This is a genomic window from Culicoidibacter larvae (genome assembly GCF_005771635.1).
Taxonomy (GTDB): domain Bacteria; phylum Bacillota_I; class Bacilli_A; order Culicoidibacterales; family Culicoidibacteraceae; genus Culicoidibacter; species Culicoidibacter larvae.
In genome coordinates, this window is record NZ_VBWP01000003.1 from 23750 (window position 1) to 35893 (window position 12144).

General features: G+C 39.1%; 14 protein-coding genes. 2 read left to right on the plus strand and 12 right to left on the minus strand.

Annotation, left to right across the window (positions count from 1 at the left end):
- Positions 1–2: 2 nt before the first annotated feature.
- Positions 3–362 carry an Asp23/Gls24 family envelope stress response protein gene (locus tag FEZ08_RS04235; protein ID WP_138190481.1) on the minus strand — a complete coding sequence of 120 codons (360 nt, stop codon included), beginning with the start codon at positions 360–362 and terminating at the stop codon, positions 3–5.
- A gap of 167 nt (positions 363–529) precedes the next feature.
- On the opposite strand from FEZ08_RS04235, the gene FEZ08_RS04240 reads away from it, so the two are divergent.
- Entirely contained in the window at positions 530–1243 is a 714-nt protein-coding gene (locus FEZ08_RS04240; RefSeq protein ID WP_138190482.1) for a LiaF transmembrane domain-containing protein, read from the plus strand.
- Between the two features lie 94 nt (positions 1244–1337).
- Positions 1338–1526, plus strand: coding sequence for a 50S ribosomal protein L28 (rpmB, locus tag FEZ08_RS04245; protein WP_138190483.1), 189 nt, complete (start codon positions 1338–1340; stop codon positions 1524–1526).
- 100 nt (positions 1527–1626) lie between these two features.
- On the opposite strand, the gene FEZ08_RS04250 is transcribed toward rpmB, so the two are convergent.
- From FEZ08_RS04250 to FEZ08_RS04300, 11 genes are all read right to left on the minus strand, one after another.
- Positions 1627–2463, minus strand: a complete 837-nt coding sequence (locus FEZ08_RS04250) for a GNAT family N-acetyltransferase (RefSeq protein WP_138190484.1) — start codon at positions 2461–2463, stop codon at positions 1627–1629.
- Between the two features lie 10 nt (positions 2464–2473).
- The gene (locus FEZ08_RS04255; protein WP_138190485.1) at positions 2474–3094 is read right to left on the minus strand and encodes a thiamine diphosphokinase; all 621 of its coding nucleotides are present in this window, start codon (positions 3092–3094) and stop codon (positions 2474–2476) included.
- A gap of 12 nt (positions 3095–3106) precedes the next feature.
- Positions 3107–3751, minus strand: coding sequence for a ribulose-phosphate 3-epimerase (rpe, locus tag FEZ08_RS04260; protein ID WP_138190486.1), 645 nt, complete (start codon positions 3749–3751; stop codon positions 3107–3109).
- Positions 3752–3766: 15 nt separating this feature from the next.
- Positions 3767–4657: a ribosome small subunit-dependent GTPase A gene (gene rsgA / locus FEZ08_RS04265; RefSeq protein ID WP_138190487.1), complete on the minus strand. Its 891-nt coding sequence runs from the start codon at positions 4655–4657 to the stop codon at positions 3767–3769.
- Positions 4658–4789: 132 nt separating this feature from the next.
- On the minus strand, positions 4790–6508 hold the full coding sequence (gene pknB, locus FEZ08_RS04270) for a Stk1 family PASTA domain-containing Ser/Thr kinase (RefSeq protein ID WP_171014938.1): 1719 nt from the start codon (positions 6506–6508) through the stop codon (positions 4790–4792).
- Position 6509: 1 nt separating this feature from the next.
- Complete coding sequence (locus FEZ08_RS04275) at positions 6510–7247, minus strand: Stp1/IreP family PP2C-type Ser/Thr phosphatase (protein ID WP_138190489.1); 738 nt, start codon at positions 7245–7247, stop codon at positions 6510–6512.
- A gap of 1 nt (position 7248) precedes the next feature.
- Entirely contained in the window at positions 7249–8316 is a 1068-nt protein-coding gene (gene rlmN / locus FEZ08_RS04280) for a dual-specificity RNA methyltransferase RlmN (protein WP_138190490.1), read from the minus strand.
- 164 nt (positions 8317–8480) lie between these two features.
- Complete coding sequence (locus tag FEZ08_RS04285; protein ID WP_138190491.1) at positions 8481–9203, minus strand: YebC/PmpR family DNA-binding transcriptional regulator; 723 nt, start codon at positions 9201–9203, stop codon at positions 8481–8483.
- A gap of 114 nt (positions 9204–9317) precedes the next feature.
- Complete coding sequence (locus FEZ08_RS04290) at positions 9318–10523, minus strand: ABC transporter permease (RefSeq protein WP_138190492.1); 1206 nt, start codon at positions 10521–10523, stop codon at positions 9318–9320.
- A complete protein-coding gene (locus FEZ08_RS04295) occupies positions 10516–11289 on the minus strand; it encodes an ABC transporter ATP-binding protein (RefSeq protein WP_138190493.1) in 774 nt (257 codons plus the stop codon). Before FEZ08_RS04295 ends, FEZ08_RS04290 begins: the two co-directional genes overlap by 8 nt.
- Positions 11289–12053 (minus strand): alpha/beta hydrolase, encoded by a 765-nt coding sequence (locus FEZ08_RS04300; protein WP_138190494.1) that lies wholly within the window; start codon positions 12051–12053, stop codon positions 11289–11291. Before FEZ08_RS04300 ends, FEZ08_RS04295 begins: the two co-directional genes overlap by 1 nt.
- Positions 12054–12144: the final 91 nt, after the last annotated feature.

Consider the following 12144-nt stretch of genomic DNA (forward strand, 5'->3'; position numbering starts at 1 on the left):
CCCTAGTCCTTTCTCTGTACATCTTGTACAAAGACATTCACGCTACCAAGCTGAATATTTAAGGCAGCTTCAATATCATATTTTACTTTTTTCTGTATTTCATGAACAACTTCAGAAATGCGCACTCCAAAGCTAACAATTACATACATATCAATATGGATTACTTTGTCTTCTTCGCGAACAATAATTCCGCGTTGATAATTTTCTTGTTTTAATAACTCCGCAATACCATCGCGAAAGAATTGTTTTGATGCCATTCCGACAACGCCGTAACATTCTGTTGCGGCAGCACCTGCTAAAGATTGAATCACTTCTTCACTGATTTCAACTGTTCCCAGGTCGTTTTCAAAGAGTATAGACATATACAAACTCTCCTCACTCTATTTATTATCTTTACTATTGTACCACAATTTTAATAAATTTCAATTCTTAGCTGTAGAAAGCAACTTTTTTTATTCAAAGTAATTGACAACGTAACATTGTTGCGTTATCATAGTTTTGTAACATTGTTACAGAAGGAGTGAGCAATATGAAGCGATCACAAATAAGCGGCGGAATTATTCTTGTTGTTTTAGGGGTGCTGTTCCTATTAAATAACTTTAATATCATTGATATTTCAAATCTATGGAGTGTCATCGTATTTGGCGCATTAACTTTTTTCTTTTTAATAGGTGGATCATTCTTCCTTACCTTATTATTTGGCGCACTACTGGTTAATTCTGTATTAACTTCGATTATGCATATAGACTTACCTTTCTGGCAATACTTCTTACCGGTTCTGGTTATTGTTTTTGGTTGCTATTTGATTTTCAAACCGCGGCATAATAAGTACGAACGGCAATATGCTGAGTATAAAAAAGCACAACAAGAGCAACATGCGAATGGTACAAGCAATACTGGGGGATGGCAATTTCAAGATTACAGCCAATCTTTTAATTTCCAATCGCAACAAGTTGATATTACTACAGCAATGGAGACAGTTGCTCTAAAATGTAATTTTGGTAATTTAGATATCAGTTTTCTATCAAACGAACGAACCAGCGGCACAATTCGCTTAAGTGTTAAAGCAAACTTCAGTAATGTTAACATTATTGTTCCAAAAGGCTGGAATATTGTTTATGCTTATAATAATGAATCATTCTCACAAACTGATTTCTTCCAGCAAGAATTTAATCCGGATATGCCAACGATAGAAATCAGTCAAAAACTTTCTTTTAGTGAAGCAAAAATTATTAATGCTTAAATTTATTACAAATCGTATTGTAACTCATCAAAATTTATGATAGAATACAAGAGCATGATTTTTAGAGATAACCGCAAAAAAGGAGGTTTTATACATGGCACGTGTTTGTTTTGTAACAGGAAAAAAAGCAATGACAGGGAACAAGCGTTCTCACGCATTGAATACTTCAAAACGTCGTTGGAATGCTAACTTACAAAAAGTTCGCATCTTAGTGGATGGAAAGCCAAAAAAAGTATATGTTTCAGCTAGAGCATTAAAATCTGGCAAAGTTGAACGTGTATAATTAAAACCTTTGAATAAAGAGACCCCGGGAATGCCAATGGCATTCCCGGGGTTTTTACATATCTGATGCTAAAAGCCTGCGCCGCAATCGGCGCAGGCTTTTATTGTGGGTTTATCTCCAAATGAATGTGTTTTTTACTGGCAGGCTGAATACTTGCGCACCAACTTATTTGAACAGTCTCTAATTGGTTGTTAGTCATAAGATAATCTTGTGCCTGCTGGATAAATGGTCGTAATGAAGTCCATTCTGCATCGCTGAGTTCAGCAATTGTAGTGCGATGGGTTTTGGGAATAATCAGCCAGCTATCCATTTTTTCCGGCAGCCAACTTTCAACAAAAATCCAATCATCATTATGCAGCAGGATAGTGCTACCGTTGTGGAGGCAGTATGGGCAGAGAAATTGTTCTTTGGTGTGGTGCAAAAAGAAAACTTCTTTTTGCAGGCGCCAGGAAATTTCCATTTCGGTTTCATAGTAGATGCTAAAGCCATTCTTTTCAAGCACTTTTTTTGATGCCGGGTTGGTTTTATGGGTTTTAGCGCAAACATATTTACAGTTATCTTGTTTGAAAGCCCATGTAAGGATAACTTCCAAAGCCTCACTCATTATACCTTGGTTGCGGTATTGTTCAACAAGTCCGTAACCAACTTCTACTCGTCCTTTGATGTCAGGCAGCGATTTAAAGCCGATGGTGCCGATAACAGCGTTGTCGGCAAGGTGGAAAATGAGCCAATAAGTTTGCCAGTTATAATCTAGTGCATCAAGCTCCAACATTTTTTCAAGTTTTATTTTCGCCGCATTGATGACCGCTGCATCAGCAACACCAGGCATCAATTTTATGTCTGGCAGAGTGGCTGCCAGCTGGTTTGTAGCTGCTAATTCTTGCAGCTGGGGTACGGTTAAGGGGATTAATCTGACACGGTTTGTTGTTCCCATCATTATTTCCTCCTTAATTTCGGAAAATTTGAATATATAATAATTTTCCGGTGTTGAATTTTATATGAAAAAGAGAAGACTCCTTTAATTCATTACTAACTGTTAAATCGGAAAAAGGCGCAATCGTTGCATTATTCAAAGGATATTCGACACCATCCAGATAAAGTCCATTCACTGGCTCAAGCGCTATAAGCGAAAGATAGTCGGTATTCACTGGTTCAAACTCATATGCCCCCGGTGTCAACAATTCCATTTGCGCATCATCAAGAATTATTTTGGTTGGCACAACTGCATTGGTTAAAAAACCTATGAAAGTAAGTTGCTGATCAATACGGCCGCCAAAACTACTATAGATATCAATCATTGTAGCTTCTAATTCCTTTGCAAGCTGCAATGCTGCCTCAGTGTCAGTTATGTCTTTATGGGCATCTAAAGTAATAACCTGCGTCTCGGTTTTATGGAGAAGTTGCAGTGTTTCTGGGTCAATAGTATCGAAATCACCAATGGCGTAATCAAAGGGTACGCCATGGTGATAAAGCAAGCCCGCACTTGCATCAGTCGCAATTACATAATCATACGCTTTAAAATCAATTGTGCCGACTTGTTGTCGGTATGTAATAATTGCAACCTTCATGATTCTAACCTCTTATCCAATAATTTTTTCAATAGCAATAGCATAACTGCTTTGGCTGTAAATTGCTGAGCCGGCAACAAGTATTTCAGCACCGGCAGCAATAACTTGCGGTGAGGTAATCGCATCAATACCGCCATCAACCTCAATCTTAACCTGCAAATCGTGTTCTTCAATATAAGCCTTAGCCTCACTAATTTTTTCAATTGCTTGCGGTTGGAATTTTTGCCCGCCAAACCCAGGCTCAACAGACATCACTAAAAGCAAGTCGATCTTATCTAGCCAAGGAATGATTGCCGCCACCGGAGTATCAGGCTTAATTGAAAGTCCAACGCCACTTCCGGCTTCGCGAATAGTGGCAACCACATTCGCAAGCTCAGTCGTTGCCTCAAAATGAACGGTTAAATATTTCGGCTTAAACTTTAAATAATCAGCTAAATAACGCTCAGGCTTTTCAATCATTAAATGAATATCAAGTGGTTTTTTAGCTGCTTGAGCAATTGCTTCAATGACAACTGGTCCAAATGAAATATTTGGTACAAACATACCATCCATAACATCGACATGATGCAAGTGAGCACCTGCAAGCTCTATTTTATTAATCTCTTCTGCTAGGCAACCAAAATCAGCTGCTAATAATGAAGGAGCAATTTGAATCATAACTTTCACCTCTAATTATTTTTTATAAATAACTTTCTGTTCTTGAATTTCAGTAATAAACTGTGTATATGATTGGTAGCGGGATTGGAAAATTTCACCATTTTCTACCGCCGCTTTTACCGCACATCCTGGCTCATTAATATGCAAACACCCTCGGAATTTACAGTCATTGATATATGGGACAAAATCAATGAAGTCCCAGGTCAATTCCTCGACACTAATCATATCCAGCTCCAACGAACTAAATCCTGGTGTATCTGATATCCAGCCATCAAAAAGCGGATACAAAGTTACTTGGCGGGTCGTATGTTTGCCGCGTCCTAAAGCCATTGAAATAGCATTGGTTTCTAAATTCAGAGTATGCTTAGATAAAGTATTCAAAGCAGTTGATTTACCAACTCCGGTTTGACCCGCAAGCACGGTTATTTTATCTGCTAATAATCTGATGAGCTCTTGCTCATCGATTATTTTCTTTTCTTCACCCAGAAAAACTGCATAACCAATTTTTTCATATATCTTTTTAACAGCCAGCAATTGTTCGTATTCATCAGTGTTCAGCAAATCAGTTTTGGTAAACAATATAATCGGCGTTACATTTTGGTGTTCCATCAGGGCAATAAATTTATTCAATAGATAGAGTTGCAAATCTGGTTCTTTAGCGGCACAAACCAAGAGCGCTTGGTCAATATTAGCGATAGCGGGACGCACAAAACTATTTTTGCGTTTGGAAAATTCTTGCACATATCCGCTGCCGTCATCATTGATGGTGAAAGTAACACGATCGCCAACCATAGGCGCGCGTTTCTGGTTACGAAACTTTCCGCGCGCTCGGCATAAATATGATTTTCCATCAGCAAACACTGTATAGAAACCACCCTGTAATCCAATTATCAACCCATTTTTCATACCGATTTAGCCCTCATTTCTTATTCTTTCATTATACGTTACTGCGGTTTTGAATACAAGTTATAGGGAAAAAGAAAACCCGGTTGCCTATGGCAACCGGGTTTTAAACTTTACTCAGATAAATAATCTAAATTAGTTATTATTTGTAGTTGGCGCTACCGGTTCAGGTCCTTTTGAAATAACGACTGAAATAGTGTCACCTTTTTTCACTTCTTTGCCAGGGTAATCATTTTGGCGAATGACGTAGTCTTTTTGAACCCAACTTGAATACTCTTCGGTTTCGTTCACATATACGCCATTCTCGCTTGCCCATTGATTTACCTGATTAATGTTCCATGTTGACATATCTGGCACAGCAACTGTTTCCGGTCCCGAACTTACTGTTAAGGTAACAGTTCCTTTAGTTGGGTCAATAGCTGTTCCTTGTGCCGGATTTTGACCAATGACCGTATCTTTGTCCTTGTCATCAGTTTTATAGTTAATCGTTATCTGACTCTCACTGTATCCGAGGTCTATTAACTGCTGTTTGGCTTCATCAACTTTTTTGCCATCAAGATTCGGCATTGCTACTTGTTTCCCTTTAGAAACGATTAAGGTAACCTGGCTGCCTTTTGCAACTTCAGTACCAACTTTAGGATCAGTAGCGATAACCATCCCGGCAGGAACTGTATCAGAATATTCTTCCTTATTGGTTGCGTTCACTTTTAGTTCTTGACCAATCAAGATAGTTGTAGCCTCTTCAACCGTGTTATTGGCAACATTTGGCACTGGAACCGTACCGCCACCTTGATTCATAAGCACAAATGTCAGCACAATAGCAGCAATAACAACGACTACTCCACCAATTACACCGCCGATAATCATCTTTTTCTTCTTATCTTTTTTCTTTTGTTCTTCATCACTCAATTTATTTTCACCATTAACCGGCAGCTCACTGGTTGTCATTAATGTATGCTCAATTGTTTGTGACATAGTATCTTCGCTGATGGCATCATCATCAAATACTAATAATGGTTCATTCATTCGCTCCGGGGATAAACAACTATCAATATCAATCAACATTTGTTTAGCAGTTTTATAACGATTTTCCGGATTTTTCGCTGTCGCACGAATAATAACATTTTCTACACTTTGCGGTACATGTGGATTGTAATCACCAACATGAGGCACTTTATCACGGAGATGTTGCAAAACAATATTAACTGCGCTGTCACCATTAAATGGCACCTCGCCGGTTAACATTTCATAAAAAACAATACCTAGTGCATATATATCTGATTGAACCGTTGCAGTGTCACCGCGAGCCTGTTCAGGTGACAAATAATGTACCGATCCCATGACTGCGTTTGTTTGTGTCAAAGCTGTGGCATCCTGTTGATAAGCGATACCGAAGTCCATGATTTTTACTACACCATCGGCACGAATCAGAATATTTTGCGGTTTTAAATCACGGTGAATGATTCCATAACTATGGGCACAAGCAACGCCAGAAACAATTTGCTTCATAAATTCAACAGCTTGACTTACCGAAATGACTCCCGCTTCACGAATATATTGCTTCAATGTTTTTCCTTGGACAAATTCCATAACGATATAATGTAATTCATCTTCTGAACCAACATCATATACCTCAACAATGTTCTTATGTACCAAAGCCGTAATTGCCTGAGCCTCACGCTCAAAGCGCTTTACAAACCGCTCATCTTGGGCTAATTCATGACGTAAAATCTTTACAGCAACTTCGCGGTTTAAAATAACATCATCTGCTAAATAAACATTTGACATCCCACCATCACCAATAAGTCTCTTGAGCCGATAGCGGCCACCTAACATATCTCCTACGCTTAACATTCTATTCATCTCCCTTTTCCAGGCACATAGCCACTGATATATTATCGAAACCGCCACGTTCATTTGCGGCATATATGAGCAAATCAACCGCTTCATGAGCTGTATTTGCCTCTTGAATGTAATGTAAAATATCTTCGTCTGAAAGCATTGTTGTTAAACCATCTGAACAAAGCATTAAACCTTGAACATCACGCATATGCACCTCAAAGATATCAACCTCGATTTGGTGTTCAGTTCCTACTGCTTGTAAAAGAATATTTTTATTTGGATGGGTAGCAAACTCTTCATCAGTGATTTCACCATTACGTAAAAGTTCTGCAACCAAAGTATGATCATGAGTAATTTGTTCAATAGCATTGCTGGTAACAATATAAGCGCGGCTGTCACCAACATTGGCAATCAATAAGTATGATTCAGTCAAGAATGCAACAACTAAAGTTGTCCCCATACCGCTATATTGCGGTTCCGCTTTTGCCTGCGCCAAAATAGTTAAGTTAATATTCTCAATAGTTCGTTTTAACCACTCTTTTGCCTCCGCCTTATTCAGCGGCTCCTCAATCGTTTGAAAAGCATGTTGCAAATACTCAACTGCCATAGAACTGGCAATCTCGCCAGCCAAATGTCCGCCCATACCATCCGCAACTACTAATAAATAACTAGCGTCTTTTTCAAAGATAGCACAACTATCTTCATTATGATAGCGTACCTTGCCGACATCAGTTGCGATGTACATATCCATACTATTCACGCTCCTTTTTCATTTGTTTGCTTCTTAACTGCCCGCATGCAGCATCAATCTCGGTGCCATGTTCTTTTCTGATAACCACATTGACATTTGCTTTCTTTAAAACATCATAAAATGCTAAAACCGTCTTCTGCTCACTGCGCTGATACATATCATGTTCACTTACCGGATTATACGGAATCAAGTTCACATAAACCAAGTGCCGGTAGTTACCAATCAAATCAGCAAGCTCACGCGCCTGAGCCGGTTGATCATTAACCCCGTTCAACATAATATATTCAAAAGTCACCCGACGATTTGTCTGCTCCATATAATAACGCACCGCATCCATCAACACTTCAACCGGATAATTATTATTAATCTTCATAATCCGTGAACGAAGCTCATTATTTGGCGCATGTAGTGACAGCGCCAAATTAACCTGGATACCCTCATCAGCAAATTGGCGAATCTTTTTAGCCAAACCACTGGTAGAAACAGTGATATGCCGCGCACCAATTGCCAAACCTTTAGGATGATTGATAATCCGAATAAAAGTCATCACATTTTTATAATTATCAAACGGCTCACCGATACCCATAATAACAACATGACTCACCCGCTCCTCGCGACCAGCATCATCCAGTGCCCATTGTACCTGCATAATCTGCTCAACAATCTCACCAGCATTCAAGTCACGCTGTTTACGCAATAAACCACTGGCACAAAAACTGCAGCCAATATTACACCCAACCTGTGTTGTCACACAAATTGAAAGTCCATATTCCTGCTTCATCAAAACCGTCTCAATCAGATTCCCATCAGCTAAACGAAATAAGTACTTACGCGTTCCATCCTTCGCCACTTGAGCTACACTAAGCTCTAGTGAAGAAAGCCAAAACTGTTCATTTAAAGTCGCGATTAAATCTTTAGAGATATTTGTCATCTCCGCAAAATCACGCACACGTTCGCGATATAGCCACTGCCAAATTTGTTGTGCCCGAAACTTCTTCTGACCATGGTCAACAAGCCATGCCTCAAGCATCTCAAATGACAAACTATATATCGAAGTTTTTTCACTCATGAAAAAACCACTCCTCAATTAATTTACTGTCTTTATTATTTTACCATAAACCGCCTGAAATACCACAATAATTGATACTGCAACAAGCTTTTTCACTATTTTGATCATGTCAAAAACGCCGAAAAAACAGCGGCCGGGCAAAAGTCCGGTCGCTGTTTTCGATATTATTCAGTTTCCACATCAGCATTGTGGTAAACATCGCTGACATCATCAACCTCATTTAAAGCATCAATTAACTTCTCGAATTGCTCAGCATGTTCACTGCTCAACTCAATCTCAGTATTCGGCAGCATCGTTAACTCCGCTACTGCAAACTCATCATAACCGGCACCGCTCAATGCGACTTGCACCTTGTGCAAATCTTCCGGCGCAGCTTGAATAATCATCGTCTCATCTTCTTGCACGATATCGCGAACATCACAATCCGCTTCAAGCAACAATTCCAACACTGCATCGCTATCGCTCGCAGTTATACCAATAATTGCTGTCGGCTCAAATAAATAACTAACAGCACCGCTCACACCCATGTTACCGCCATTCTTATTGAAAGCAGTACGCACTTCAGCAACCGTACGATTCACATTATCAGTCAAAGCATCAACAATAATCGCACTACCGCCAGGACCATAACCTTCGTAGCGAACACTATCAAAGTTTTCTACAACATTACTCTTCGCCTTTTCAATTGCCCGCTCAATAATATCACGCGGCACTTCATATGTTTTTGCTCGCTCAATAGCAACCTTCAACTCATGATTGGCCTCTGGATCAGTAGAACCATTTTTTGCTGCCATATAAATAACCCGTCCGAATTTTGAATAAATCCGCGTCCGGCTGGCATCTTTTTTAGCTTTACCTTCTTTTATATTATTCCATTTACGTCCCACAAGGAACACGCTCCTTTGCCTGTTTGTAATACTCTTTGTATTTTATCACAAATCCCCGAATATTTCATCAAAAAAAGCTGGTCCTTGGACCAGCTTTTTTTACATTTTTTAAAATTATCCGCGGAACAAGAATTGTTCTCTAGTTAATAAACGACGAATTAATATCAGCGCCAGAACTACATAAATGAGGTTCCAGGCAATCGTTATCAGAATATTCGGCCAAATATAAATACCTGACATAACTTGTTTCATAGTAACAATCATGTTGATAAATGGCAAGTTCAACTGCCAGAACGGCACATTGCGGATATCGCTGAACATGGTGATGTAAGATGGCACTAAGAAAATCAGTGACATATAGCCAAGATATGTTTGTGCTTCTTTATATGATTTAGCAATTAAACTGATTGTTAAGGCAATTGTACTCATGAAGAGCGACATGACTAAAATTAGAACGCAAGTAATCAATACCATCGGCAATGAAATATAGCTGCCTATAACTGCCATAACTTCCGGAAAGAAGAAAATCGGAATCGTATATATGAGTATCCCGCCCACAAATATAAGTGAAGAGATTAACCCAAATGAGATAACCGTCAATAACTTCCCAGTCAAGATTTGCACCCGGTCAGCTTTAGTTGAAAGCAAGATTTCAAATGAATTCCGCTCTTTCTCTGCTGCGCCAAGCTCAGTAGCAATTGAGAATGTTGCACCGTTTCCGGCAAAAATGAGCATCATTGGCAAGAAAGAAATCAAACCTGCAATTGCGCCACCGATAACATCATTGCCATCACTAACACCGCTACTAGTAATATTAATCTTCTGTTCTTGTACTAAATGCGTAATATCCGGATTAATATTATTGGCAATAAGTTGTTGATTGAGTATATTCTCATTTACTTTACTAATTACATAGGTAACATCAGAAGCAACATCAGTTGACGCCTGATTAGTCGGCTCACTGATAATTTCAACAGTAATTGATTCCAATGCATCTAATTTTGCTTGATAATCATCAGGAACATTAATTCCAATAGCAATTGTCCCATTCTCAATTTCTTGCTGAAAATTGGTTGTTTCAACAAACTCACTGTTTGGTCGCTGTTCTTGTAAAGCGGCAACAATCGGGTTGTTCATATTATTTACCCCAATAGTTACCGGACGTGAAAAGAAACTATACGCCAATAACCCTACGATAACAATAACAATCGGCATAATGAAAATCGGTGCAATCATTGCCATAATCATCCGCTTGTCACGGAAAATTGATTTCATCTCTTTTAGGTATACAACCATTACTGCATTTCTAGGTTTATTCATGATTTACACCTCCAATTAACTCAATAAATATATCTTCAAAACGTTCCTGATTATACTTCGCTTTCAATTCTGGTAAAGTTCCTTCTTCACGTTTTTGACCTTGATGCACAATTACAACTGTGTCGCATAAACGCTCAACCTCATACATTGAATGCGAAGAAAGTAAAATTGTTTTCCCCTCTTCACGAAACTGCTCAAGAAAATCATAAACAACTCGCGCCGCAGTAATATCCAAACCGGTTGTTGGCTCATCAAAAATAATAACTGACGGATCATGAATAATCGTCCGCGCAATTGCAGCTTTTTGCTTCATACCACGCGAGAAATCTTTTACTTTTTGGTCAAGAAACTTACCTAATCCTAAACGCTCAGCCAAAACTTCGGCACGAGCATTTGCGGTTTCGCGGTCCATACCATTTAACTCAGCAAAATAAACAATATTTTCCCGTGCACTTAAACGATCATATAACACCGGTTCACCACCAAATAAAACACCAATTTGCTGACGCACTTTAGATGAATCTTTTTGCACATCCAAACCATTGATTTTAGCAACACCCTCAGTTGGCTGAATCAATGTAGCAAGCATCCGCATTGTCGTTGTTTTCCCGGCACCATTCTCACCGATAAGACCGGTAATTACCCCGGGCTTAGCAACAAAATTAAGCTGATTAACTGCATATTTATCAACCTTTTGCGCTTTTTTCTCTTTGGTCTTTTCAAGTTTTACTTTATATACTTTTGTCAGATTGCTCACTTCAATCATTATTCAAAACTCCCTTCATATAAATCCTTTTCAACTTGTCTTATCCATGTATCGAGATCGCTGACAATCTCATCTTGCTGCACAGTAGCGGGAATCGTTGCCGCACCATCGCCATCCTGAACACCATAAAGGCCGAACTGAGCATGATTACCGCCGGCAATCATGTCCACTTGGTTTTCCGGACTCGATGACTGATTCGGCAAGTATTGCGCCTGCTTCTCACTGGTTACCAATCCATCGAATTCGCTAAATATAAATAGCATCGGTAATTGTCGTTCAGAAAAGTCTTGTGCCGGATAAGATGCCAGAAAGAATAGTCCGGCAAGCTTCTCTTGCTCAGGATGAGCAGCTGCATAGCTTGCCGCCATCGAGCCTCCTAACGAGTGCCCGCCAAGATACCAGCGATTAATAGCCGGATTCTGTTCAATAATTGTTCCTGCAAGATCAATATTGAAAAAAGCCCAATTGCCCGGCATACGACTGATGAAAACATGATATCCTTTAGCCTGTAATTGTTCAGCTAAATACGCATAACTGTAACTATCCACTCGTGCGCCTTGATAAATAATGATTCCCGGCGCATCCTCGTTTTTAGATGGAAACTCAATCCACTGTTCATGTTCAACATAATCATAGTTCACCAAATTATTTTGCAGTTCCTCGACCGGCTTATACGAATACGTAAAATAATACGCACTATAACCGCCCAGCGCCACAACAATAATCGCAAAACTCACTAATAGAATCTTCAACCATCGCTTCATAATAAAACCTCTTTTAAAAAACTTCTGCTGTATTAGTTATATAGTACAGTTTTTTATTTTACATTTCAAGTCCTTTTTGAAAATCCCAAAA

Coding starts and splice junctions, on each gene's coding strand:
- FEZ08_RS04235 (WP_138190481.1), bottom strand. CDS start 362: ATGTCTATACTCTTTGAAAACGACCTGGGAACAGTTGAAATCAGTGAA.
- FEZ08_RS04240 (WP_138190482.1), top strand. CDS start 530: ATGAAGCGATCACAAATAAGCGGCGGAATTATTCTTGTTGTTTTAGGG.
- rpmB (WP_138190483.1), top strand. CDS start 1,338: ATGGCACGTGTTTGTTTTGTAACAGGAAAAAAAGCAATGACAGGGAAC.
- FEZ08_RS04250 (WP_138190484.1), bottom strand. CDS start 2,463: ATGATGGGAACAACAAACCGTGTCAGATTAATCCCCTTAACCGTACCC.
- FEZ08_RS04255 (WP_138190485.1), bottom strand. CDS start 3,094: ATGAAGGTTGCAATTATTACATACCGACAACAAGTCGGCACAATTGAT.
- rpe (WP_138190486.1), bottom strand. CDS start 3,751: ATGATTCAAATTGCTCCTTCATTATTAGCAGCTGATTTTGGTTGCCTA.
- rsgA (WP_138190487.1), bottom strand. CDS start 4,657: ATGAAAAATGGGTTGATAATTGGATTACAGGGTGGTTTCTATACAGTG.
- pknB (WP_171014938.1), bottom strand. CDS start 6,508: ATGTTAAGCGTAGGAGATATGTTAGGTGGCCGCTATCGGCTCAAGAGA.
- FEZ08_RS04275 (WP_138190489.1), bottom strand. CDS start 7,247: ATGGATATGTACATCGCAACTGATGTCGGCAAGGTACGCTATCATAAT.
- rlmN (WP_138190490.1), bottom strand. CDS start 8,316: ATGAGTGAAAAAACTTCGATATATAGTTTGTCATTTGAGATGCTTGAG.
- FEZ08_RS04290 (WP_138190492.1), bottom strand. CDS start 10,523: ATGAATAAACCTAGAAATGCAGTAATGGTTGTATACCTAAAAGAGATG.
- FEZ08_RS04295 (WP_138190493.1), bottom strand. CDS start 11,289: ATGATTGAAGTGAGCAATCTGACAAAAGTATATAAAGTAAAACTTGAA.
- FEZ08_RS04300 (WP_138190494.1), bottom strand. CDS start 12,053: ATGAAGCGATGGTTGAAGATTCTATTAGTGAGTTTTGCGATTATTGTT.